Genomic DNA, 25038 nt, shown 5'->3' on the forward strand with positions numbered 1-25038 from the left:
CACCTAAATGTCCAGATTTCTTACGTTCAGGGCGTTTGTTTCGATGAACTCCCTTCTGGGGAGAACGATATCACCCATAAGGAGTGAGAAGAGCTCATCCGCCGCTTCTGCGTCCTCAATGGTTACCCTGTAGAGCAGTCTGCGATCCGGATCCACGGTAGTCTCCCAGAGCTGTTCGGGGTTCATCTCACCAAGACCCTTATATCGCTGGATACCAAGACCCTTCTTACCCCTCTCCTCAATAAACTTGAGGAGGCTTGTAAGATCGTCAAACACCTCTGTATCGCCGTTGATGCGAACTGTGTAAGGTGCTGAACCGATCTCTTTGAGGTATATCCCGAGCCTGCGCAGCTCCTTGAATTCGGGGGAGCCGAGGAGGTCTGTGTTTATGGTGAAGGTCTGCGTACCTGTCATAAGCTTTATGTTGTAACGGTTGAATTCCGGATTGAATTCCAGTTCGTGCTCCATATAGCCGTCATAGAGGTTATTGTCGCTGAGGTACTTATCAAATGTCTCAACAAATTCCTTGTCTGCAAGGTTTTTATAATCAAGCTCAGGATAAGTGGCCATACACTTTACGAGCTGGCGGGTAAACCCTTTACGGACGTATTTATGGATCATGCTGTTAAGCTTGCCCAAGTTGAAGAGTAGCTCCTTATACCTGTGCTTCTCAACGCCGTCTATGGTCACCTCTTCCAGACCGAGATCAAGTAGATAATCCGCCATAGCCTCTTCGTTCTGTATATATCGCTCACCCTTACCCTTCTTGATTTTGTAAAGAGGGGGACTAGCGATATAAAGATATCCCCTCTCCACTATCTCCTTCATGTGACGAAAGAAGAATGTGAGCAGAAGGGTGCTGATGTGTGCACCGTCGACATCGGCATCACACATGATAATTATTTTATGGTAACGAAGTTTTTCAATATTGAAATCATCCTTGCCGATACCCGTTCCAAGTGCTGTCACAATGGTACGGATCTCGTTGTTTGAAAGGAGCTTATCGTATCTGGCCTTTTCAACGTTCAGGATCTTACCCTTTAGGGGGAGGATTGCCTGGAACTGTCTGTGACGGCACTGCTTGGCTGAACCACCCGCAGAATCACCCTCGACAATGAAGAGCTCCGACTTTTCAGGATCCTTCTCCTGACAATCGGCAAGTTTACCGGGGAGGGTTGAGATCTCAAGGGCGTTCTTACGCCTTGTGAGCTCCTTAGCCTTTCTTGCGGCCTCCCTTGCACGAAAAGCCTGAACGGCCTTCTCATAAACCTTCTTGACCACAGCGGGGTTCTCCTCGAAGAAATCCGCCAGTGTTTTGTTAAGCACAGCCTCAACGGCAGTTTTAGCCGATGTAGAACCGAGCTTTCCTTTGGTCTGCCCTTCGAAAACCGGATCGCTCATACGGATTGAGACTATAGCACTCATACCTTCGCGAACATCATCACCGGAGAGGCTTATTTTCTCCTTGGCAACACCCTGTTTATTAACGAAGCTGTTGAATATCTTGGTGTAGGCAGCCTTGAAGCCGAACTCGTGGGTTCCGCCCCCTTCGGTGTGGATTGCGTTAACGAAGGAGTAAAGAGATTCGTTGTAGGTGTCGTTATAGATAACTGCGACCTCAACCTCTATCCCCTCGTGTTTCCCTTCAAAGAAAAGGGGCTCATCTATGATAAGGTTTTTGTTCTTATTGAGATAAAGGAGGTAGCTCTTTATACCCCCTTCTGCATAGTACTCCTGCTCCTCATCGTAGCGTTCATCAAGGATCTTTATCCTTACTCCGCTGTTGAGGTATGCAAGCTCTCTGAGCCTTCTGCAAAGTGTATCGTAGGAATACTCAGAGGTCTCGAATATCTTTATATCCGGCTTGAAGGTTATCTTGGTTCCGTTCTTATCCGTATTACCGATACGCTCGAGCTCGGTAACCTTATTGCCGTATTCGAACCTCTGAAAGTATACGCCGCCATCACGCTTTACCGTAACCTCGCAAAACTCGCTGAGTGCGTTTACAACGGAGACACCAACACCGTGGAGACCACCGGATGTTTTGTATGAATCGCTGTCGAACTTACCTCCGGCATGGAGCGTTCCCATAACGACTTCAAGGGTCGGTTTGTTTGCGCTGGGATGCATCCCAACCGGTATACCTCGGCCGTTATCCTCTACGGTAACGGAGCCGTCAACATGAAGGGTAACCTTGATAGTGTCGCAGTATCCCCCCATAGCCTCGTCGATGGAGTTGTCCACCACTTCATAAACAAGATGATGCAATCCGCGTACATCGGTGGAGCCGATATACATTCCCGGTCTCTGGCGTACCGCCTCAAGACCCTCCAGCACCTTAATGCTGTTTTCACTATAGTTGTTCTGCATTTCTCACCTTATAGGCTTACAGTATATGTATCCGCAAATATCCGGTTCTTCACGCCGGTGATTATTATCTGCCTTTCGCCTGAAAATATTTCTTTGAATAGAGCGGAGCGGTGCTCGTCAAGCCCCGCCTCGAAGTCATCTAAAAGAGTGATTATACCAGTTTTCAGGATTTCTTCAACATCAATTAAGATGGAGAATAAAACGAGAAGTTCGAAAGTCTTTCTCTGACCGAAGGAGTTGAATTTATCGTATTTTCGCTCACGGTTTCCGCTGTAAAACCTGTCCCTCTGGATGCCGTAAACGGGCCTTTTCCCTTCACGCTCACGTTCAAGAGTATCAAGCTTATCAGTGTTTGTTTCATAAATGAGGGAAAAGAACTCCATTTCCCAGCCTAGATCGGTATAAAGCCTTTCCAGGCGGGAGTTGATCATATCCGCTACAGCACGTCTGCGACCTGATATAACACCCGCCAAAGGGACAAGTGCATCATCCACAGTCTCTATGTAATCAAAATCAATACGCTGCTTCTGATATGCGGCACTTTTTTGGGCAAGCAGACGGTTGTAGCGGCGAAGATCATAAATATGAGCCCTGTCAGAATAGAATGCAGCCCTGTCTATATAGGCACGCCTAAGACGCTGATCCTTTGAGAGTATCGTTGAGCTGTCAGGAGAAAAGCATACAACAGGATGCTCAGTAAGATAGGTTGGTATATCCAGAACGCATGTTCCACCCTGCTTTATGGTTCGATTGTCATCATGGAAGTAGATAAGACGTTCAGAGGAATCACCTGAAACACAGCTTCCCTCTACACGTAAAAACTCCGTATCAAACCTTCGGATATTCTTTACAGACTGTTCTTTGAAGCTCTTGAGGGTGAGCAATAAAAAAACGGCTTCAGCAACACTAGTTTTGCCGGAGCCGTTACTACCTTCGATATATGTTGTTTTGTCTAATCCGCACTCAAACGTTGAGTGACACCTGAAATTATCTAGCCGTATTCCTTCTAAATACATTAAAACTTGTCGATCGAGATCGGTACCACCAGGTATTTATAGTCCTCATCCTCGGGGACTATTATTGCGGGATTACGCCTTCCCTGCATTTGTAGGGTGAAGTAATCTGTATCTATATTGGAAACGATCTCAAGTATATGCCTCGCATTAAAGATTATATCCATGGGCTCACCCTCGTAAACGACATCTTCAATAAGTTCATGACCTTGCCCATACTCTGTCTCAAGGGAGTTTACCGAAAGATTGCCGTCCTCAAAGGAGAGAACAACACCATGGGTTATCTCGCTGGTTATGGTGGATACCCTTCTGACTACCTCTGCAAAAAGCTTACGGTTCAGCTTGGCCTTTATGGGGTATTCAGAATCGAAAAGCTTGGTGATACTCTTTATGTACTTCTCTATGAGCTTTGAGTATATAACGATGCTTCCCGTCTTGAACATAACCTGCTTTTTGTCCGTCTCGATCTCTATCTCTTCTTCATCATCAAGGATCTTCATGAGCTCCATAACGGTCTTTTTAGGTATGTTGATGGTAAATTCATCACTGAACTCTTCATCGAAAACTGCCTTCGCTGTTGCTATTCGCTGGAAATCAGCCGCAGAGATCTCAAGGCGGTTTCCGTAAACGGAGAAATGAGCACCGGTGTACTCAATCTTCGAAGCATCGTTAGAAACAGAGAATGCGGTCTTTTTGAGAAGCTGATGAAGGGCCTCGCTCTTGATCTTGAAGAAGTATTCCGGAGTTATCTCGCTCATCGTGGGGAAGAGTTCCGGACTGATCGTGCTGAGTTTGAAAGAGGATTTGCCCGATTTGATGTTAAGCTTGGAACCGTCATGATTAAAATCAATGACCGAACCATCTGGGAGCTCTTTTACGATATCAAGGAGCTTCTTGCCGGAAACCGTTACAGTTCCGATCTCCTCTATGCTTGCTTCCATCGTACAGGAGAAACCTATCTGCATATTTGTACTGCGCAGGGTGAGTTTCTCCCCCTCAGCTTCGATAAGGATATTCTGCAGTACCGTATTGAGGTTTTTCGGACTGGTGTAGCTGTTCGCATACTGAACTATCGGATAGATATCATCCTTAACAACTTTGAATCTCATCGATTCCTCTTTTAATAATACAATTATATTTAAAAATAGTAGTAAGTAATAATAGGGGATCTTGATCCTGTTTACAAGTGATATTTCGCCTTTTAAATCAACATCTTGAAGCTTGGAAAAACTTGTTTATTTTCTGGATCTTTTCTCAAGAAAGTTAAGATCGATTTTGTGGAAAACGCAAATCTTTCAATATCACGTGGAAAACCCCCGGATCTTTCAAGGTTTTTCCAATATCATTGCACAGATCATTCAAGATCACATTTTGTAGTATTATTGCAGTAATTTTTGACAATTAAGATGCACGTTGCTATATTTATGATCTGATAAGAGCCCTCTGCATTGAGGGTGTATATTACTTTAGTTGAGTTTTTCACCGGGGGAAGTATGTCCATCTACGCTCAGATTGAGTTTGTCTTCATGCATAATGCGAGAACGAAGAACGTTCCGCTTATGTTTATTATGAGAAATAAGGAAAGATTTCGTGGAAAGGTTGTGGACTTTGATCAGTACCACTTTGTTATCGATGATGCAGATATTAAGATTCTCCTTTCAAAGAAGGATATTGCAACCGTTGCCTCCGCAAGAACAGTTGTGGATATCGATTTCATAAGCAAGATTTACTACCACGCACACCAGGGAAAACACCCCAGACATACACGCCCACCCATGCAGGACATATTCCTCAACGAAGTGCGTAAATCGAAATCACCCATCATAAGCTTCCTTGTAAACGGGGTTAAGATCCGTGGCTCACTCATCGGATTCGATAACTATACCATACTAACCTCCTTCGAAGGAAGGCAACAGCTCGTCTATAAAAGCGCAATTTCCACTGTGTTCCCCCTCTACCAGTATGGTGAGATCATAAAATACGACAACGAGAGATAAACAAGAATGAAAGACAAAATCAAAATTTTAATTGTGGACGACGAAGAACACACCAGAATGGGATACAAAGAGGTTCTCGAAATGTCCGATTACGAAGCGGATGCAGCAGGAGATGCAAGAACAGGACTGGAACTTGCCGGCAAAAAGCAGTACGACGTTATAATAACAGACCTGCGAATGCCCGAGGTGGACGGCCTCGCCTTCCTCGAAAGATTGCGCAAATTCGATGAAATATCTAAGGCCATCGTGATAACAGCCTTCGGCTCCTTTAAAACCTATAAGAAATCCCAAGATCTCGGTGCTGTGACATACCTCAATAAACCAGTTAAAGCTGCAGACCTCAAAGGCGCTGTGGATGAGGTTCTTGGAGACATAGGCTCCTGATAAAATAACGGGCAGACCATTCCGGACTGCCCGTTAGTAATTTTAGGACCCTATATTAGCCTTCGAATTCCTGTTCCATCCTGTCATAGATGCGCCTGAACTCATCCGTATCAAAGAGATTAAAGCTCTCTTCCATACGAAGCTTATTGTCCAGATACGCCTTAACAGTCGGCGCCTGAAAGAAGTTCACCGCAAACATGGTGGGATCGCCGCTGAAGGTCTTAATAAGATCCCCGTACTTCTCAGGAACCATCTCTAGCTTAACTATATTCTCAGCCAGACCCTCGCACTGCGACATTGTGTAGAATACGATGCTGTCTGGCCTGCCGTAAAGCTTCTCTGTATAAAGAACCGCCGCCATGATGAATTTGCGCAGCCTGTGTAGATTCCTCAAGCTGCTACCTGTTATGAACAGATCACTGCTCGATTTAGAGAAGATCCTGAAGGAATCCTCACCGGGCGTCTTGGTGAATTTTGTGGTTATCGTCATAGAGTTGGGATCCCCAGCCAGCTGCTCCTCAACTTCAGCACGGTTAATCAGATTAAGCTTACTGTCCGTAAGACCCTTCTCATAGAGAAGCGCCGCAATACGGAAGTATGAAGCAAGGCTTAGTGAATCGGGCTCACGCTCTGGATGCCTGTAAGTGTAGTCCACAAGATTGCTATCAACCTTAACCACAGGGTTCTTCCCCCGAAGAGGGGCCTTGTCGAAGGTTATATCCTCATAGGAGCCCTCGGTACTCAGCTCGGATATCTTACCGTCGTGGTAGTGGTAAACCCGCTCAAGCATATCAAGGGGGATTATCAGCTTTCTCCCCGATGCCTGATTCAGGAAGCGGAAGAAGGCCAGGATATCCATGGGGGAATTCAAGGGCTGGATAACCTCGTATAGCGTCCCCAGCTGTTCCGCTGTGTGGTATGTTATGAGGTTGAAAAGCTCTATACCATCAAAGCGCTCCTCGCTGAGGATGACAATCACACGCTCAGGCCTGCTAGTTTCCGTCTTCTTATCGATGAAGTCACCGATCGTTCCATCTGAAAGCATATCAGCAAGTGGAAGATCACTCTCCGCCATGCCGTCCATGCTTATGGTTCCTATACCTGCAGAATAATGGTAATACTTCACGCCGCCTGGCGCCTGTATCATTATTAAACCGTCCGTTGCATACGTCTCCGGCTCCTCTTCGGGCTCACGCCTTATGAGAGGCTCTTCCGTGTCACCCCCCCCCTTGCCGTCCGATGCATGGGGCGGTGCGGATGTAATCCCCTTCTCCGGCTCTGTCTCAATATCCTTTATCGGCTCGATATCGGACTCGGCATCATCACTCCTGCCGTCCGAAGCATGGGGTGGCGCGGATGTAATCCCCTTCTCAGGCTCAGTCTCAATATCCTTTATAGGCTCGATATCGGACTCGGCCTCCTTCTCCCCCTTTCCATCCGAAGCGTGGGGTGGTGCGGATGTTATCCCCTTCTCCGGCTCTGTTTCTATATCTTTCAACGGTTCAATATCTTGCAGCGGCTCTGTGCTGTTTTTACCGGAAGGGGTGTAGTTTGAGATAAAGTCTTCTTCGTCTTCCTTCTCCTCAGCCTTATTCATAAACATCTCTGTGGAGAGTACGGATTTAAACTCGTTCTCATCCTGCTCATCAGCTTCAACGGGAGCCTGTCTCTTGCGAACCTCAACGCCGAGGATATTAGGATCGGTGTCCTCCCTCTTCCTCGGTTCTTCGGTATCGATAATAAGATCCGATTTAACGTGATACTCGCAGGCAAGGCGAACACCAGCGGAGAGTGTCATCTCCGAGAGGATCTTCCGCTCGGTCTTGCTCGGTTTTGCGAGGTTCTTCCCCTCCACCTTAACCTTGCATTTCCCGCACTGCCCGTTGCCTTCGCAAAGGTTATAGATGTCTATACCGTTGTCCTTAAGCAGCTTAAAAAGATCCGTACCCGCTTTTGCCTCAAGGTTTCTGTCCAGATTCTTAACGTACACATTGAACTTTTTAGATAGAAACATGTATCTCCGCCTCGGTTAGTTTTGTAATATGATACTTAATACTGAAAATAATCCCAAATATAATTTCGGTCAGATAACGTTATTGTTTAGCAATTGCGAAATGTGTTGATCACTTCATCCGTTTACCGTATTTTTAGCGAATGCGTATTGTAAGGGATATCGAAACATATACATCAGCAGAACCCTATGCCGTAAGCCTCGGAAACTTCGATGGTCTCCATCTTGGTCATATGAAGATAATAGACACCCTTAAGAGCTATTCAGCGAAGAGGGGTTTAAAGAACGGCGTCATTACCTTCTCCCCCCATCCTATGAAGTATTTCGGAATGGATCTAAGGCTTATAATGCAGGAGAAAAGCAAGGCCCGAATCCTGGAAGATGCCGGCATTGATATCCTGTTCAATCTCTCCTTCAGTAAGAAGCTTGCGGATATCGACCCCGAGCTGTTTGTTCGAGAGTTTCTGGTCAAGAAGCTCCGGGCCGTATCTGTTATTGTGGGCCACGATTACCGCTTCGGGCAGAAGAGAAAAGGGGACTATGACCTCCTTAAAAGGCTGGGGGAGAAATACGGCTTCACCGCTGTTCGTGTCCCGAAGGTTACCGCCGGGGAATATACCGTCTCCAGCACAAACATACGCCGCTTCCTGAAAGAGGGTAACGTTGTCATGGCCGAGAAGCTCCTGGGCAGGCCCTTCTTCCTTGAAGGGAAGATAGAGACCGGGGACAGCCTTGGCAGAAAGCTCGGCTTTCCCACAGCAAACCTGAATACCGATAATGAGCTTATCCCTAAAACAGGCGTATATGCTGCTAGAATGTATGTTGACGGGCAAAGGTTTGATGGAGTTACAAACATCGGCAGCCGCCCCACCTTCAACTTCCCCGACAATGTACGCATCGAAACACACCTATTCGACTTCGACGGCGATCTCTATGAAAAAGAGGTATGTCTCGAACTCATAAAATATATCAGGGAGGAGGAGCGCTTCTCCTCACCCGAAGAGCTCGCAGAAGTGATTAGCAAAGACTGCGGCAAAGCAAGAACAATTCTGGGATACAGGGAATGAAGGTAGCATACATAAGCCTTGGGTGCTCAAAGAACAGGGTGGATCTCGAATACCTCATAGGTGAACTGAACGAACAGGGGCATGAGATAACCGTTGAGATACCCGATGCGGACCTGCTGGTGGTGAACACATGCGGCTTTATCGAACCCGCAGTAACCGAGGCCGTTGAAACTATTGTGGAATCAGCTCAGGCACTTAAGCCAGGAGCAAAGCTTGCCGTAACAGGGTGTATGACCGAGCGGTATATGGACGAGATAGCCGATGAACTCCCAGAGATAGATTTCCACACCGGAGCAGGGAGGATGGACGATCTCCTCGCATGGCTCGACGGACGAAGGATAAAATCCACCCAGAACTACCGCTACGACAAGCCCCGTGTTCTCACCACACCCTCCTATTACGCATACCTCAAGATAGCGGACGGATGTAGTAACCGATGCTCTTACTGCACCATACCATCCATCAGAGGAAAACTTACCAGCAGGCGCATGGAGGATATAGTGGATGAGGCGGTAAGGCTCACGCAATCAGGCGTTAAGGAGCTTGTAATCGTCTCTCAGGACAGCACAAAATATGGTTCAGATATATACGGAAAACCAAAGTTGATAGAGCTTATCAATAAGCTTGATAATGTCGACGGCGATTTCTACATACGGCTGATGTATCTCAACCCCGATGGTGTAACCGAAGAGCTTGTGGAAAAGGTTAATGAATCCGGACGGATCATAAGCTACTACGACATGCCGGTTCAGCATTTCAGTGATGAGATGCTGAAAAAGATGAATCGTAGATCGAGCTCCGCAGATATTGCGAAGGTTTTTCATATGATAAGGGAAAAGAACCCCGATGCCTTCATACGTACAACCGCCATTGTGGGCTTCCCTGGCGAGAGCGAAGAGGATTTTGATAAACTTCTGTCATTCATAAAGGAATACAAGCCTGACTTCGCCGGATTCTTCCCCTATTACAGAGAGGAAGGAACACCAGCGGCGGAGATCGATATAAAGATGGACGGGCGCAATGTCAGGGGAAGGATAGGTAAGCTCCGCCGTGCCCAGGAGCGCAACACTGTGGAACGCTTGAAAAAGCTCAAAAAAAATGACATCTTATGCTTTGCTGAAAAAACAAATGAGGATTTCGACTTTCTTATAGAAGGGAGGGCAATGTTTCAGGCTCCCGAGGTAGACGGCAAGGTTATCTTCACAGCCGGAACAGCAGATTCCGGAGCCGGACCCTATACATGCACCATCGATAAGATTGTCTATCCCGACCTCTACTGCATGATGGTCGGTGAAGAGGAGATATGATGAGGATATTGATTTTAGTTCTTACAGCGGCGATGCTTTTTGTCTCATGTGGGAAGAAACCGGACGATTTAACACCATCGGAGATAAGCCTTCAGAAAGGGCTTAAGCTCTTTGAAAGAAAGAAATACGGCATGGCGGCCGATGAATTTGAGAATGCCATAAAAAGGGCGGAGGATCCGGAGCTTGCTGGAACGGCTCAGATATTCCTCGCAGACAGCTATTTCCTCGATAAAGAGTACGAGATGGCCATACCCGCCTATGAAACATATATCAGGATCTATCCCGAATCGGAGAATGCCCCCAGAGCCATGCTGCGCCTCGGTCTCTGCTATTACAGGCAGATAGATTCCATCGACAGGGATAAGAAGAATATCGAAGAGGCGATGGTAGCCTTTCAGGAACTGCGTGAGGCATACCCCGGTTACGGTCTCGAATATGAGCTTGGCGACAAGATACGTGAGCTCAGGGATATGCTGGCCGAGCGGGAGCTATACGTGGCAGAGTTCTACTTCCGCATCGATGAGGAAAGAGCCGCCATACGCAGGTTGCATTTCCTTGTAAAGAACTATCCGGACACCACAAGCTATCCCGAAGCGCTCTACCTGCTGGGGGATTTCTATGCAGGAAAGAAGGGGTACGAGGCTGAAGCAATAAAATATTTCAGAGAGCTTGTAACCGAAGCACCCGAAAGCAAGCGGTTCAGTGATGTGCCGAAACGTCTTTCTGTTCTGCTTTCCAGAATTACCGAAGATATCGAAGAGAGGGGAGATAAATAACATGCTTGATATGAAGTATATCCTTGAAAACATGGATGACGTTAAAAAGAAGACGGCAGCAAGAAACGCCGCTTTTGATTTCGATAAACTCCTTGAGCTTGATAAAAGAAGAAGAGAGCTCATCAGCGAGGGAGAGGAGCTTAAGAAGAAGCGTAACGATGCCTCGAAGAATATCGGCAAGATCAAGCGTGAGGGTGGAGACATAGGCGAGATACAGGCGGAGATGAAAAAGGTATCCGACCGTATCAGCGAGTTGGACGGCGAGCTTGCGGAGGCTGAACAGGCAAGGGATTCCCTCCTGCTAACCCTCCCCAACCTCGTACACGACTCCATACCCGAAGGCAAGGACGAGGATGATAATGCCCTCTACCGTGAATGGGGTGAGAAGCCCTCTTTCAATTTCGAAGCAAAGCCCCATTGGGAGATTGCGGAAAACCTTGGTCTTGTGGACTTTGAGCGTGGAACGAAGATAGCTAAATCCCGCTTTTCCGCCTATACCGGTGACGGTGCAAGGCTTGAGCGTGCGCTGATAAACTTTATGCTCGATACCCAGAGGGAGAACGGATACACAGAGGTTATGACACCCTTCATGGTGAACTCTCAGGCGATGATCGGAACAGGCCAGCTCCCAAAGTTCGAAGAGGATCTGTTCAAATGCGAAGGTGAAGACCTCTACCTTATCCCCACCGCAGAGGTTCCCGTAACGAACCTTTATTCTCAGGAGATCCTGGACGAATCCCAGCTCCCCGTAGCACATGCGGCATACTCACCCTGCTTCCGCCGTGAGGCAGGCTCCCACGGCAAGGATGTTCGAGGGCTTATCCGTCAGCACCAGTTCAACAAGGTGGAGCTAGTTAAGCTCACAAGGCCAGAAGATTCATGGAATGAGCTTGAAAAGCTTCTATCCGATGCTGAAAGTATACTCAAGAAACTCGGCCTGCACTACAGGGTAATGACCCTTTCCAGCGGTGATATCGGCTTCTCCGCATCTAAGACCTACGATATAGAGGTGTGGCTCCCCGGACAGGATACTTACAGAGAGATATCCTCATGCAGCTGTTTCACAGACTTTCAGGCAAGACGTGCAAATATACGCTTCCGCAGAGAGGGGAAAAAGGTTGAGTTTGTCCACACTCTCAACGGTTCCGGACTAGCTGTGGGAAGAACATTCCTCGCCCTTCTGGAGAACTGCCAGCAGGAGGACGGAAGAATCCTTGTACCCGAAGCACTCAGACCATACCTAGGCGGGCAGGAATATCTCGGATAATAAAGCCCGCCTCTGGGTTATCTCAACACCCATCAACGGCGACTATAAACGTATGCCCCCCTTCATCGGGGATATAGTCGCCGAAACGGACTTTCTCATAGGCGAGGAAAAGAAGACATGCCACCGTTTCCTCGCCGCAATTAAACTGCGTGAACATCCCTTCGAGCTGATTAACGAACACTCCGAAAAAGAGGATAAGAAACGCATACTCGATATGCTTAAAAGCGGTAAAACCGCTGCCCTATTCTCCGATGCAGGAACTCCATGCGTGGCAGACCCCGGTTATGACTTCATTGATGCATGCCATAAAGCAAACGTTGAAATACTCTCCGTACCAGGGCCCTCTTCCATAACAGCTGCGCTCTCCGTCTCCGGCTTCTACGCCGAAGAGTTCGCATTTCTCGGGTTTCCACCAAGAGACAAGAGAAAACGGAAAACTTTCTTCGATGCTCTCAAAGATAGAAAGGAAACCTTAGTCATACTAGAAAGGCCATATGCCCTTAACCGCTTCCTTGAAGAGCTTAAGATAACCAATAGAGATATCTCACTCTCAATCTCGCTTGGAATGCCCGATGAAAGAACATACCGGGGTAAATCCGGAGAAATACTGGCTAAACTGCCAGGTAAAATCAAAGCACCCTTCGTTGTGGTTGTGGATAAAGTATAGTTGCCTTGGCTAATATAATTTATGGAATTTCCATCCATGGAAATTCCATCGTTGTTCGGGCAGGGAAACCCTGCCCTCTCGCACTTCCGGCTACATAAATTGAATACAATTCAATTTAGTTTCGCCTACAGGGCTTCCATCCATGGAAGCCAGGCTAATCCTATCTGGGAAATTCATCATCCTGACTCTATCTATGGAATTTACCATCCATGGAAATTCCATCGTTGTTCGGGCAGGGAAACCCTGCCCTCTCGCACTTCCGGCTACGTGAATTGAGCAGAGCCCAATTCAGCTTCGCCTTCAGAGCCAACATCCATGTTGGCTGATTATGTATCAGCCATAATAAAAATCCCAAAATGGGTTTTTGAGGGGTTGTTAAGGGGTGGTTTGTTCCCAAAAAGCACCCCTTAAATTCTTTTCCATACATGATAAAAATCGAAATTTATCACTAATAATTAGGTTTCGTGCTAAAGCACGCCATACTTTTGGCGCAAAAGTATGCAAAACTATTCCCTCAGGGTTTTTAATCCGTCATTGTTATCAGCATTTTAATAAAATACTGATAACTGATGACGGTTCCCTCGCTTCGCACTTCCTTTTCCTGAATATTTCCTGATTCTGAGGAGGTTATTAACTTATCACAGTTAACCGAAGCCATTATTCATACATTCAGCACTAGTTATCGTGCGGGAAATATTCCGGGCGGAAAAGTGAGCACTTGCTCGGCTTAAAAACATTCGGGGAAGAAAAGAAAGGGACATGGTCACAATATCTTAGTGTCGTGAGTTAAGATTGCTGGCAAAACAGGTTCACACGGGGCACGTTGTTTTGCTCGCACCGGGCACATGACAGCATACCTCTGGCGAATTAACCTGGGAAATTCATCATCCTATTTAATCTATGGAATTTCCCATCCATGGAAATTCCATTGCCGCTCTGCTCGGCAAAGCCTTCGCTCCGCTTACTTCCGGCTACGTGAATTGAGCAGAGCCCAATTCAGCTTCGCCTCCAGAGCCAACATCCATGTTGGCTTTATCCGCTTCAAGCTCAAACGTATGATTAGCATAAGCTTTCATGGATGAAAGCTCGCTTGCGTAAGTGAGAAGGAAGCCTCTTTCTTCGAACGGCAGAATAATTTCCATGGACGGGAAATTATTCAGACAGATAAAGGAGTTTTTGAGGGGTGCGGGGAACTTTGTTCCCTAAAAAGTTCCCTGCAGACTTATTATTAAATAATCACATTCGAAATTTGTCATTGATAACTATTTAGTGAATAGAGATATAAAAAGTCACCCGAGAATAATTGACTATAGATAATGCGAAAGCAATATTTTCAAGCCTATAAGGATAAGTATGAGACCGCCGGCGATTTCGGCGGTGGTTTGGTATTTAGATGCGACCTTGTTCCCGGCGAGGGTTGCGAAGGCGCTTAGTCCTGCGGTGATGGCGAAAGTCACGACTGCGAAGAGTATGATCCCGCCCCCCATGGCGGCAACGCTGACCCCTGCGGCGAGTGCATCGATGCTGGTGGCCACGGAGAGGAATACGAGCGAGAGTCCCCTGGAAGGGTCTGGAACGTTGTATGGGCATGAGTTGGGGCTGAAGGCTTCTTTGAGTGCTTTTGCACCTATGGCGGCAAGTATGAGGAATGCGACCCAGTGGCTCCATGATTCGATGTAGGATGCGAAGCCTTTTCCGGCGGCCCAGCCTATTACGGGCATGAATCCTTGGAAGAGCCCGAAGTGAAAGCTTAGTCGAAAGACGTGTCTTTTGGTGACATTCTCAATAAAAGCACCGCAGCCGACTGAGACGGCGAATGCGTCCATGCTCAGACCTATGGCAACGAGTATAATTTCGGTGATTCCCATTAGCAGAATATAAAGGGTAAGTTGTTTTCAGTCCAGCAGAGAAAGGATTGATTTGAAGGAACGAGGTTTAGATGGGCCCGGAAGCGGTGTAGGCGGCCGCTTCCGGGCGCAATCTACGATATCCCCTGTGGTTTTAGCTCCAGAATCGTATTAGGAGCGGCCGGATGATCCGGCAGTTCAATTATAGAGTAGCAATTCGTAGACTCCAGAAGAGTCTTTGCGAAGATATTATTAAGCAGATGACCGGATTTGAAGGCTCTAATGTGTCCATAGATCCTGTAGCCGAGGAGGGATATATCTCCCACGAGGTCGAGGATCTTGTGCCTTACAAATTCGTTTTCGTACCTGAGTCCGCCGGGGTTCATGACTTCGTCGTTATCAATAACAACGGCGTTGTCGAGGCTGCCTCCCCTTGCGAGTCCCATGTTCCAGAGAGCATCCACATCCTTCTTGAAGCCGAAGGTTCTGGCGCTTGCTATTTGATCTACGAAGACGTTGTCCGAAAGGTTGAAGAACGCCTTCTGTTCCTGGACAAAGTTATCGTCGAAGGATATCCCGAAGGTTACCTTAAAGAACCTTGAGGGTATGAGCTCGATCCACTTGTCACCCTTTTCGAGGCGTATCCTTTTCTTAAACTTGAGGTATTTACGCTTCTTATTCAGCTGGCGCACTCCTGCCTGGTCTATGAGTTTAACCAGGGGCAGGGCACTGCCGTCGAGTATGGGTATTTCTGGTCCGGTAACGTCAACAAGGGCGTTGTCTATACCGAGCCCGTATAATGCGGCCATAAGGTGTTCGATTGTGCCGATGTGCTCATGTCCACAGTTTATGGTTGTGGCGAGCTGGGTAGAGGATACGGTGTGCGGAGATGCTTTAGTATACTCCGATCCGGTAACATCCGACCTGCGAAACATTATACCAGTTTCGGGAAAGGCCGGGCTGATTGTTACAGATATATCATCACCGCTGTGAAGTCCGACTCCCTTAAAGGAGACTTTATTATTAACCGTTGTTTGGAACATTTATCCTCCAATGCACAGCTTTCTATATGCAATTCCTGTGCCATTGCGAGACCCCCTTGTGTGGCGGGGTGTTCAGTATTCTGTGTACACTTCCCGCAACACTGGCGGAAAAGTGTATGTATTATTATACACCGTGTTTGTACAAGTCTTTAAAGAGCATGTATTCCTTTATGAACGTGAGCTTTACGGTTCCGGTGGAGCCGTTTCTGTGCTTGGCGACTATAACCTCGGTAACACCTGGTTCAGCTGTATCCTTGTGGTACATTTCATCTCTATATAGAAATACGATCAGGTCGGCATCCTGCTCAATGGCACCTGATTCACGAAGATCTGAGATGTTGGGTCTTTTATCCGGTCTGTTTTCCACGCCCCTGTTCAGCTGAGAGAGGGCGATGATTGGTATATCCAGTTCCTTTGCGAGTGCCTTGAGCGAGCGGGAGATCTCTGCGATCTGCTGTTCCCTGCTTTCGGTGCCTTTGGCGGAGCCCATGAGCTGAAGGTAATCCACAACGACCATATCCAGCCCGTGCTCCCGCTTAAGTCTGCGGCATTTTGCCCTTAGTTCTAGTGAGTTAATGGCGGGTGTATCATCTAGATACAGTTTAAGCTCGGACAGTTCGCCTGCGGCGGCAGTGAGGTTCTGCCACTCCTCCATGGAGAATTTACCCGTTCTCAGCTTATTCGAGTCCACACCGGCCTGAGCCGAGAGTAGACGCTGAACCAGCTGCTGGGAGGACATCTCAAGGGAGAAAAACGCTACGGTGAAGCTCTCCTGCTCCTTGGGTCTGTATGTGGCGTTCATGGCAAGGTTCAGAGTGAACGCTGTCTTACCCATTCCGGGCCGCCCTGCAACAATGATAAGATCCGAACGCTGGAATCCGTTTGTCAGCTCATCGAGATCACGGAAGCCGGAGGGAACACCTGTTGTTTCTTCCTTTCTGTGATAAAGCTTCTCGAGGACTTCAAAGGTGCGGTGCATATGCTCGCCGATGGCAAGCACATCCGCCTTAAGCTTATCCTCTGCAAGCTCGAAGATCCTTTTCTCTGCGGTTTCGACAACATCACGGATATCATCAACCTGCTCGTAGCACATCTCTGTCATATCCGCAGAGAGGTGTATAAGCTGGCGGAGGGTTGATTTCTCTTTGATGATCCCTGCGTAATACCCCACATTGGCGGAGTTCGGAATTATCTCCACAAGTGATGAGATATACTCAACCCCACCCGCCCTTGCCAGGGTATTGTTATCCGAGAGATAGCTTGCAAGGGTAACGATATCCTTCGGCTTCATCTCATCATGCAGTTTTATCAGTACACTGAAAATGTACTGATGCTGGGGATGATAGAAGTCCGAAGGTGTGAGCGTGTGCATAACCTTATCCGCAGCACGCTCATCGATAAGAAGGGAGGCGAGAACGGCTTGTTCCGCCTCCTTACTATGCGGAGGAACCCGCTTTATTTCATTCGGCATCAACCTCGACCTTAACTTCGGCCTTGATGTCCATGTAGATATTTACCTTAACCTTGTGCTCGCCTATGTCTTTGAGGGGCTCATCAAGGGCGATATCCTTCTTGTCTACCTCAACACCCTGATTGGCGAGTTCGTCTGCGATCTCCTGGCTTGTGATAGCGCCGTAGAGCTTGCCGGTTTCTCCAGCCTTTCTGGTGAACTTAATGCCAACGCTGTTGAGTCTTTCAGCGAGCTTCTTAGCCTCTTCGATACGAATCTCTTCGTTCTTCTGCTCTTCTTCCTGAAGCTTCTCGGCTCTTTCCATGTTGGCCTTGGTTGCGGGAACAGCGAGTCCTTTCTTGTAAAGGAAGTTCTTTGCGTATCCTGCTTTTACGTCCTTTATCTCATTTTTCTTTGCTACGTTTTTAACATCCTGAGTGAAAATTACTTTCATCAAACAACTCCTCGATTAGTTTATCAATCATTCGGCCCTCAAACCCTCGCCTCATAAGAAAAGCCCAGGTTTTTTGCCGAACCTTTATTCTATCTTCTCCCGATTTTTTTTCAAGATACTTTTTTCCCGTATCCCTCATTATTCCTTCAATATCGATATCTTTTGCATGGGCTGTGTTTTCGATGAAGCCTTCATCAACGAAAACACCCTTCTGTTTAAGGCGTGGAAGTATGTAATAGGGGCCGTATCCTGAGTTCAGGCGGGAGGCTGTAAAGTTCTCTGCGAACTTCAAATCATCGATGTATCCATAGCCGTGGAGCTTCTCCATACACTCATCCGCTTCTTCACGGCTGAAGCGGGAGAGGAGTTTCTCCCGCATCTCTTTTTCGGTGTAGTCTTTATGAGCCAGAACACGAAAGGCGTAATCAAGCGGGGATTTGGATTTAGTCCTCTTCCGAATCGGTCATACCCCCAAGCTTCCAATCGCTGTCGTCATCGCTGGAAGAGGAAACGCCCTTAACCTTGAGTGCGAAATCATCCGGTTTCTTAGCCCACTTCATAGCTTCCTCAAAGGTTACCATGCCGGACTTTACGTGATCCTGCAGGTGTTGATCGAAGCTCTGGGAGCCGTATACGGAACGTCCCTGCTCGATGAAGTCGGTTATCTGCTTTGTTTTTGAGCTGTCTGAGATGCATTCCCGTATAGTTCCGTTGCTCACCATTATCTCAACAGCAGCCACACGACCTTTGCCGTCCACTGTGGGGACAAGTCGTTGGGAAATAACCGCCTTGATGATGCCGGCAAGCTGGAGCCTCACCTGACCCTGCTGATGTGGCGGGAACACGGATATGATACGGTTTATCGTCTCCGGTGCATCGAGGGTGTGGAGTGTGGACATAACGAGGTGCCCTGTCTCTGCGGCGTGCATTGCCGTTTCGATGGTCTCCAGGTCCCTCATCTCTCCCACGAGTATAACATCGGGGTCCTGACGCAGGGCACGCTTAAGAGCCTCGGAGAATCCGTTGGTATCCTGCCCCACCTCCCTTTGGGCTACGATGCAGTTCTTATCGTTGTGCATGAATTCTATGGGGTCTTCAACGGTGATTACGTTGCATTTTCTGTTTTCGTTGATGTGGTCTATCATAGCAGCGAGGGTGGTTGACTTACCGGAGCCAGTGATTCCTGTTACGAGAACTAGTCCCCGCTGTTCCATGGATATCTTCTTGATAACATCGGGGAGATTCAGCTTGTCCACGCTGGGGATACCCACGGGAATGGTACGGAAAACCATGCTTATGACGCCCCTCTGGAGGAAGGTGTTCACCCTGAAACGACCCACCTTGGGGATGGAGTAGGCGAAGTCCGCCTCTTTATTCTCCTTGAAGCTTCCACGGAGTGCCTGGGGCATAACGGCCTGGGCGATCTTTATGGTGTCCTCTGATGTAACCTTGGGGAAGCCCTCCAGGTTTTCCAGAGAACCGTGGAGGCGGAGTGTTGGAGGTCTGCCGACCTTGAGATGAAGGTCGCTTGCGCCTTTGGCAACGGATTTCTGCAGTATCACATTTATATCAAGCATTGGGCTTCCTCCGTTAAAGAGATTACGGGAACCGCACAGACTTTAATGCCGGTATAGCTGTGCAGGCCCCCTTCTTCATGAGATTATCCTCGGGGAGTATTGTTTTTCGAATACTCCCCATATAGGATTTTACTCCTCGGGAATCTCTTCTTCAACGGGAATACCGGATTTCTGTCTTACGAGCCTGTCCAGTTCGTCTGCAACCTCGGGGTTTTCCTTGAGATAGGTTCTTGTATTCTCTTTACCCTGCCCCAGCCTTGTATCGCCGTAGCTGAACCAAGCCCCAGCCTTGGTGATTATGCCGTGTTTAACGCCCATGTCGATTATGATGCCTTCACGTGATACACCTTCGCCGTACATGATGTCGAACTCGGCTGTCTTGAAGGGGGGAGCGACCTTGTTTTTTACAACCTTGGCCATGCCGTGGTTACCCACCTGCTCGTCCTTCTCCTTGAGAGCGGAACTTTTCTTTATGTCGATACGTACAGAGGCGTAGAATTTAAGGGCGTTTCCGCCTGTGGTTGTCTCGGGGTTTCCGTATACAACGCCTATCTTCGAACGCGTCTGGTTGATGAAAATAAGTGTGGTTTTGGACTTGTTCACGATGCCGGCAAGCTTACGGAGTGCCTGGCTCATCAGCCTGGCCTGAAGACCCATGTGGGAATCCCCCATCTCGCCGTCGATCTCTGCTCTGGGAGTTAGTGCGGCAACGGAGTCCACAACGATTATGTCTACTGCACCTGAGCGAACGAGGGTTTCTGCGATCTCAAGGGCAGCTTCTCCGCTGTCCGGCTGGCTGACGATGAGTGAATCGGTATCAACGCCGATAGCCTTTGCGTAAACGGGATCAAGGGCGTGTTCCGCATCGATGAAGGCGGCTATTCCGCCGGCCTTCTGTGCCTCTGCAATGGCGTGGAGGCTGATGGTTGTCTTACCGGAGCTTTCGCTTCCGTATATCTCAACGATCCTTCCTCTGGGTATGCCGCCTATGCCGAGGGCGATATCAAGGGAGAGTATCCCTGTGGGGATAACGGGCATCTTTTCCACAGCTCTCTCGCCGAGGCGCATAACTGCGCCCTTGCCAAAATCCTTTTCTATCTTGCCCATGGCAAGGTCAAGAGCTTTTAGCTTCTCTGAATTATCCATATTGTATTCCTCCGTAAGAGCCCCCTGTTCAGGACTCCCGTATCATTTTGGTCATTTCGCGAAATACTGTTTTCGCCGTTCTTATTCTAACGCTCTCCCGGTCGCCGGGAAAGAGATTGTGCGTAGTTATTATCCTGTCCTTCACCTTGATGGAGATGTATACGGTTCCCACAGGTTTTTCATCGGTTCCGCCGCCGGGTCCGGCTATGCCTGTGACACCAGCGGAGCATTCGGTGTTAAGAGCCTTTGCCGCCCCCTCCGCCATCTCTGCGGCTGTTTCTGCGCTGACGGCTCCGTGCTCTATGAGCGTATCCTCTCGTACACCCAGCATGCTCATCTTTGCATTGTTGGAATATGTTACGAGGGAGCCTTCGAATACCTCACTGCTTCCGGCGATATTCGTAAGATCCTGACCGAGCATACCCCCCGTACAACTCTCTGCAAAGGAGACCTTCATCCCCTTTTCCTTGAGTATTCGCACCAGCATGGTGGGGAGATCCTCATCGCCGTAGCCCACGAACTTATCAGGTAGTCTTCGGCGTATCTCATTGGCGAAGCTTTTGAGAACATCCTCATCGTAACCCCTGAGCTTAATGAGAAGCTCACCTCTGGATACGTTCAGGATACACTCAACACCTTCGGGGATGCCGAGATCACGTATAATGTCATCCGCATCGGATTCAGGCAGACCAGCGAGACGCATGTCCAGCATCGCAATCTCCTGCAGATCGAAGCGGGTCTTGAGCCAGGGGATCACATGATCCAGAAACATCGGCTTCATCTCGTAGGGTATCCCCGGCATGGAGACGATTACAGCGCCGTTCAGTTCAACTGCGAACCCGAGAGCTGTTCCATTGTCGTTGGGGAAGAGCGTGCACCCAGCAGGGAGCATAGCCTGGCGGAAGTGCCCCTCCTTCGGTTTAACTCCCCTTTCAGCGAGCCTGTCTATCATATGCTTCTTCTGGGTTTCGTTCGTTACGTAATCACGCCCCGCCACCTTGGCAACGATCTCTGCTGTGAGATCATCGAAGGTAGGTCCGAGTCCGCCTGTAGTAAGGATTATCTGATACTTGGAGGACGCCTCCAGCAGAGCATCATGGAGGATCTCGGGATTATCGGGGATAAGGCGTACATCCGCAGAAGGCGCACCGAAGCGCACCATGTTGGAACCGAGCCATGCGGAGTTTGTATCAACTATGCTCCCCTCAAGGAGCTCACTCCCCACGGCGAAAATGGCAGTTTTAACCATTTATCAAAGACCTCAGTATTATGAATACAGCGATGGAATAGAGGGCTGCGATGATGTCGTCGAGCATGACGGCAACGCCTCCGCCCACGCTCTCCATCTTTTTGATCGGCCAGGGTTTTGTAATGTCGAAAACCCTGAAGATAATGAAAGCCAGAATAATATTTGTCCATGTAAAGGGGAAGAAGAGCATAACAAGATAGATTGCGGCTATCTCATCGATGACAACCTCACCCGGATCGTCGATACCTGTGTAGTGCTCATGGTATTCGGAGGCGATGATGCCGCCGATGAGCAGGAGAATGAAGACGAGTGTTTTGATAATAAGCGGCCAATCGGAGGTCAGGTAGACCAGTGCTGCACCTGCAACTGTTCCTGCTGTTCCCGGTGCTACAGGGCTCTTGCCCGAATACGCCCCTGTGGCGAGGAATGTTAGAATATGATGAAAATACATTAAAGCTCCATAGCTTCTTTAAGGTCAATCTTCCCTTCGTAAAAGGCCTTTCCTGCGATGCACCCCTTTATGTTGGGGTGGTTCAGCTTCTTAAGCGCCTTTATATCTGTTATATCCTTCAGCCCGCCGGAGGCTATTACGGGGTTCGGGCTTTTATCCGCAAGGGCGGAGGTTGCCTCTATATTGATACCGGTGAGCATCCCGTCACGGCTTATGTCGGTGTAGATAACGCTTTCATAATCGAGCCCGCTGTATTCCTCAAGAACCTCTGCCGCTGTAATATCGCTCTTTTCGTACCACCCTTCGGTGGCCACAAAGCCGTCCTTTGCATCAACACCTAGGATGATTCGGCCGGGGAAGGCCTTTGCCGCCTCCTTCACGAAGCCCGGGTCCTTTATTACAACGGTTCCGAGGATCGCATACCTGACGCCGATGTCGAAGTAGGCGTGCATCCTGTCCATATTGCGGATACCTCCGCCGACCTCGACCTCCATATCCGCCTCTTTAACGATCCTTTCGATGACGGGAAAGTTCACAGTGTCACCCTTCTTGGCTCCGTCCAGATCTACTATGTGGAGGCGCTTTACACCGAGATCACGAAACTGCTTAGCCGCCTCTGCGGGGTCTTCGAAGTATACCTTGTAGTCGTCCATATCCCCCTGGCGAAGGCGCACAGCCCTGCCGCCGAGGAGGTCTATTGCGGGTATTATCAGCATTTCCACTCACCAAAATTTTTAAGCATTTGAAGGCCGAGTTTCTGGCTCTTCTCCGGATGAAACTGGGTTGCGGCAATGTTATCCTTTGCCGCCATAGCTGTGAAGCGCACGCCATACTCGCACTCCGCCGCAATGGAGGAGCTGTTGTCCGCCTCGGCATAGTACGAATGTACGAAATAGAAGCGGCTTCGGTCCTCAATATCTTTGAGGAGAGGGTGTTCCTTACGGATGATTATCTCGCTCCATCCCATGTGCGGTATCTTCATACCTTTTTCAAGGAGTATGTCGGGAAACTTTTTAACAGAGCCCTTGAAAAGACCTATACCTTCGTGTTCGCCGAACTCATAGCTCTTCTCAAAAAGCATCTGCATCCCTACGCATATACCGAGAAAAGGCTTACCCGTATCGATGAATCTTAGGGTGGCATCGTAAAGCTCCATCTCCCTGAGGCCTGCCAGACAGTCGCCGAAGGCACCTACACCGGGGAGTATAGCCCTGTCGGCTTCGATGATCTCCTTCGGGCATGAGGTGACAACAGCATTATATCCAAGACTCTCCAGAGCCTTCTGGACGCTCCGGAGGTTTCCCATTCCGTAATCTATAACAGCAATCATTCGTTTATCCGTTCAATGTTCCCTTTGTGGACATTATTTCATCCGATTCTATGCGGCAGGCCATCTTGGCTGCCCTTGCCGACGCCTTGAAGATACCTTCTATTATATGATGGGAGTTTCTGCCGTATCGTTTAACTATGTGGAGGTTCGCTCCCGCTCTATCGGCGAAGGCTTTGAAGAACTCCTCTGCCAGTTCCGTCTCAAACTCGCCAACCCTGACAGCGGAGATTGGTGCATCGTAGTTGAGATACGTTCTACCGCAGAAGTCTATGGCGCACTCGATTAGCGTTTCATCCATGGGGAGGAGAAAAAAGCCGTATCTGCTTATCCCCTTCTTATCCCCCAGTGCTTCACGGAAGGCGTCGCCAAGGCAGATTCCTATATCCTCAACGGTATGGTGGTTGTCAATATATGTGTCGCCGGAAGCCTTGACTGTGAGGTCAAAACCGCCGTGTTTGGCGAAAAGTTCCAGCATGTGGTTTAGAAAACCCACGCCTGTATCGATATTTGCCTCACCTCTGCCGTCTATGTTAAGGGAGAGGGAGATATCCGTTTCCGATGTTGTCCGTTTGATGAGGGATGTTCTGGAGTTCTCTTCCAATGGGGCTCTCCGTTTTATTTTCCTTTATTTTTAACGGATTTTATCATACATTAGCGAAAAATAAATAACTAATTTTCCGGGCTGAAACCCTCGGTTTTCAAGCATTTCAACAAGGAGCATCTTTGTGAAGTATTACAGAAATCTTAAGAATTCCTACGATGTAACGGAGAAGGATCTTTCGAATATTTCAAGCATTGCCGAATTTATGGAGCAGTACCGGGAAGATTTCATAAGGGACACCTATGAAAACTTTATCAGCAGGTTCACCCTGCCCGACAAGATATTTGAGGACTTCAAGGAACACCATCAGGCCTTTCTCGGGGCATGGTACGATCGTTTCTTTGAGGGGAAGCTCAATAACAACTATCTGGACTTTCTGGCAAGGTTCGGCAAGCTCCACACCAAGTTTGAGATAGAGACGGAGTGGATAACCTCCATGCTAAGCTATATCCGCCTTTGGATACACGAGAAGATCTTCGTGAATATGGAGGATGATATAGCGAGGAAAGCGGTTCTGCTCAGCATGCATAAGCTCATAGATATAAACAACGATGTGATAGGGCATTCCTACTACGAAAGTAAGATGAAGCGCTACACCTCCCTTTTCAGCATGCGCAACTTTGTTGTGGGCATTTCAGAGCAGTTCTCCCTCTTCATGCACATGGTGCTCGTCACGGTGCTTATGGTTCTCACCGTAGCCGCAACGATATATTTCGGCCATGATATCCTTGAGCTTGTCCACAGCCATTCGGACAAGGTTCTGCTCACTGCCCTCGGCTCCCTCCTTATTATATGGGTTCTTGTGGAGCTTCTGCACACCGAGGTGCAGATCATCAAAGGGGGCAAATTCAAGATAAGTGTATTTGTGGGTGTCGCCCTTATTGCATTTATAAGGGATCTCCTTATAATTACGCTGAAACATGAAGCGCAAACAAAAATGACCTATATGTTCGTTTTAGCGTCTATATTAATACTGGGCTTCATCTACTGGCTTATTGGAAGAACTGAAAAATAGATTTATAAGGGTGATA

24 protein-coding genes are annotated in these 25038 nt (G+C 48.3%); 8 read left to right on the plus strand and 16 right to left on the minus strand.

The genetic code is table 11. The annotated features are described in order from the left end of the window. Positions 1-3: 3 nt before the first annotated feature. From gyrB to dnaN, 3 genes are read right to left on the minus strand one after another with little or no spacing between them, the layout of a single operon-like run. Positions 4-2370, minus strand: a complete 2367-nt coding sequence (gene gyrB, locus K300_RS0109350; protein WP_022851408.1) for a DNA topoisomerase (ATP-hydrolyzing) subunit B — start codon at positions 2368-2370, stop codon at positions 4-6. Positions 2371-2378: 8 nt separating this feature from the next. Next, positions 2379-3386 (minus strand): DNA replication/repair protein RecF, encoded by a 1008-nt coding sequence (gene recF / locus K300_RS0109355; RefSeq protein WP_081646944.1) that lies wholly within the window; start codon positions 3384-3386, stop codon positions 2379-2381. Further along, positions 3386-4492, minus strand: a complete 1107-nt coding sequence (dnaN, locus tag K300_RS0109360) for a DNA polymerase III subunit beta (protein ID WP_022851410.1) — start codon at positions 4490-4492, stop codon at positions 3386-3388. Before dnaN ends, recF begins: the two co-directional genes overlap by 1 nt. Positions 4493-4876: 384 nt before the next feature. On the opposite strand from dnaN, the gene hfq reads away from it, so the two are divergent. Together hfq and K300_RS0109370 are read left to right on the plus strand one after the other, a co-directional pair. Beyond that, the gene (hfq, locus tag K300_RS17120; RefSeq protein WP_022851411.1) at positions 4877-5380 is read left to right on the plus strand and encodes an RNA chaperone Hfq; all 504 of its coding nucleotides are present in this window, start codon (positions 4877-4879) and stop codon (positions 5378-5380) included. 6 nt (positions 5381-5386) lie between these two features. After that, the gene (locus K300_RS0109370) at positions 5387-5764 is read left to right on the plus strand and encodes a response regulator (protein ID WP_022851412.1); all 378 of its coding nucleotides are present in this window, start codon (positions 5387-5389) and stop codon (positions 5762-5764) included. A gap of 55 nt (positions 5765-5819) precedes the next feature. Here K300_RS0109370 and K300_RS0109375 read toward each other — a convergent pair whose 3' ends face one another. Continuing rightward, positions 5820-7778, minus strand: coding sequence for a 2Fe-2S iron-sulfur cluster-binding protein (locus K300_RS0109375; RefSeq protein ID WP_022851413.1), 1959 nt, complete (start codon positions 7776-7778; stop codon positions 5820-5822). Between the two features lie 140 nt (positions 7779-7918). On the opposite strand from K300_RS0109375, the gene K300_RS0109380 reads away from it, so the two are divergent. From K300_RS0109380 to rsmI, 5 genes are read left to right on the plus strand one after another with little or no spacing between them, the layout of a single operon-like run. Continuing rightward, complete coding sequence (locus K300_RS0109380; protein WP_022851414.1) at positions 7919-8842, plus strand: bifunctional riboflavin kinase/FAD synthetase; 924 nt, start codon at positions 7919-7921, stop codon at positions 8840-8842. Then, the gene (gene rimO, locus K300_RS0109385; protein ID WP_022851415.1) at positions 8839-10149 is read left to right on the plus strand and encodes a 30S ribosomal protein S12 methylthiotransferase RimO; all 1311 of its coding nucleotides are present in this window, start codon (positions 8839-8841) and stop codon (positions 10147-10149) included. Before K300_RS0109380 ends, rimO begins: the two co-directional genes overlap by 4 nt. Beyond that, a complete protein-coding gene (locus K300_RS0109390; RefSeq protein WP_081646945.1) occupies positions 10146-10925 on the plus strand; it encodes an outer membrane protein assembly factor BamD in 780 nt (259 codons plus the stop codon). Before rimO ends, K300_RS0109390 begins: the two co-directional genes overlap by 4 nt. Position 10926: 1 nt before the next feature. Continuing rightward, positions 10927-12192: a serine--tRNA ligase gene (gene serS, locus K300_RS0109395; RefSeq protein ID WP_022851417.1), complete on the plus strand. Its 1266-nt coding sequence runs from the start codon at positions 10927-10929 to the stop codon at positions 12190-12192. Positions 12193-12244: 52 nt separating this feature from the next. Continuing rightward, entirely contained in the window at positions 12245-12859 is a 615-nt protein-coding gene (rsmI, locus tag K300_RS0109400) for a 16S rRNA (cytidine(1402)-2'-O)-methyltransferase (protein WP_022851418.1), read from the plus strand. A gap of 1307 nt (positions 12860-14166) precedes the next feature. Here the strand turns inward: rsmI and K300_RS0109410 are convergent. The 12 genes from K300_RS0109410 to hisB all read right to left on the minus strand — a co-directional run bounded on the left by K300_RS0109410 (position 14167) and on the right by hisB (position 24007). After that, on the minus strand, positions 14167-14727 hold the full coding sequence (locus K300_RS0109410) for a manganese efflux pump MntP (RefSeq protein ID WP_022851420.1): 561 nt from the start codon (positions 14725-14727) through the stop codon (positions 14167-14169). 113 nt (positions 14728-14840) lie between these two features. Beyond that, positions 14841-15749: a UDP-3-O-acyl-N-acetylglucosamine deacetylase gene (gene lpxC / locus K300_RS0109415; RefSeq protein WP_022851421.1), complete on the minus strand. Its 909-nt coding sequence runs from the start codon at positions 15747-15749 to the stop codon at positions 14841-14843. A 124-nt stretch (positions 15750-15873) separates the two neighbouring features. After that, complete coding sequence (gene dnaB, locus K300_RS0109420) at positions 15874-17220, minus strand: replicative DNA helicase (RefSeq protein WP_022851422.1); 1347 nt, start codon at positions 17218-17220, stop codon at positions 15874-15876. After that, positions 17210-17653, minus strand: coding sequence for a 50S ribosomal protein L9 (rplI, locus tag K300_RS0109425; RefSeq protein ID WP_022851423.1), 444 nt, complete (start codon positions 17651-17653; stop codon positions 17210-17212). Before rplI ends, dnaB begins: the two co-directional genes overlap by 11 nt. Beyond that, positions 17625-18113: a regulatory protein RecX gene (locus K300_RS0109430; protein ID WP_430681897.1), complete on the minus strand. Its 489-nt coding sequence runs from the start codon at positions 18111-18113 to the stop codon at positions 17625-17627. Before K300_RS0109430 ends, rplI begins: the two co-directional genes overlap by 29 nt. After that, positions 18097-19230: a type IV pilus twitching motility protein PilT gene (locus K300_RS0109435; RefSeq protein WP_022851425.1), complete on the minus strand. Its 1134-nt coding sequence runs from the start codon at positions 19228-19230 to the stop codon at positions 18097-18099. The genes K300_RS0109430 and K300_RS0109435 overlap by 17 nt, the downstream gene beginning before the upstream one ends. A gap of 129 nt (positions 19231-19359) precedes the next feature. Beyond that, the gene (gene recA, locus K300_RS0109440; RefSeq protein ID WP_022851426.1) at positions 19360-20376 is read right to left on the minus strand and encodes a recombinase RecA; all 1017 of its coding nucleotides are present in this window, start codon (positions 20374-20376) and stop codon (positions 19360-19362) included. Between the two features lie 28 nt (positions 20377-20404). Further along, positions 20405-21625: a CinA family nicotinamide mononucleotide deamidase-related protein gene (locus K300_RS0109445; protein ID WP_022851427.1), complete on the minus strand. Its 1221-nt coding sequence runs from the start codon at positions 21623-21625 to the stop codon at positions 20405-20407. Continuing rightward, positions 21618-22076 carry a phosphatidylglycerophosphatase A family protein gene (locus K300_RS0109450; RefSeq protein WP_022851428.1) on the minus strand — a complete coding sequence of 153 codons (459 nt, stop codon included), beginning with the start codon at positions 22074-22076 and terminating at the stop codon, positions 21618-21620. The genes K300_RS0109445 and K300_RS0109450 overlap by 8 nt, the downstream gene beginning before the upstream one ends. After that, positions 22076-22792 (minus strand): 1-(5-phosphoribosyl)-5-[(5-phosphoribosylamino)methylideneamino]imidazole-4-carboxamide isomerase, encoded by a 717-nt coding sequence (gene hisA / locus K300_RS0109455; protein ID WP_022851429.1) that lies wholly within the window; start codon positions 22790-22792, stop codon positions 22076-22078. Before hisA ends, K300_RS0109450 begins: the two co-directional genes overlap by 1 nt. Next, a complete protein-coding gene (gene hisH, locus K300_RS0109460) occupies positions 22786-23406 on the minus strand; it encodes an imidazole glycerol phosphate synthase subunit HisH (protein ID WP_022851430.1) in 621 nt (206 codons plus the stop codon). Before hisH ends, hisA begins: the two co-directional genes overlap by 7 nt. A gap of 4 nt (positions 23407-23410) precedes the next feature. After that, positions 23411-24007, minus strand: coding sequence for an imidazoleglycerol-phosphate dehydratase HisB (gene hisB, locus K300_RS0109465; RefSeq protein WP_022851431.1), 597 nt, complete (start codon positions 24005-24007; stop codon positions 23411-23413). A 124-nt stretch (positions 24008-24131) separates the two neighbouring features. Between hisB and K300_RS0109470 the strand changes: the two genes are divergently transcribed. After that, positions 24132-25022: a phosphate-starvation-inducible PsiE family protein gene (locus K300_RS0109470; protein ID WP_022851432.1), complete on the plus strand. Its 891-nt coding sequence runs from the start codon at positions 24132-24134 to the stop codon at positions 25020-25022. Positions 25023-25038: the final 16 nt, after the last annotated feature.

The sequence above is a fragment of the Limisalsivibrio acetivorans genome, from assembly GCF_000421105.1.
Lineage (GTDB): Bacteria > Chrysiogenota > Deferribacteres > Deferribacterales > Geovibrionaceae > Limisalsivibrio > Limisalsivibrio acetivorans.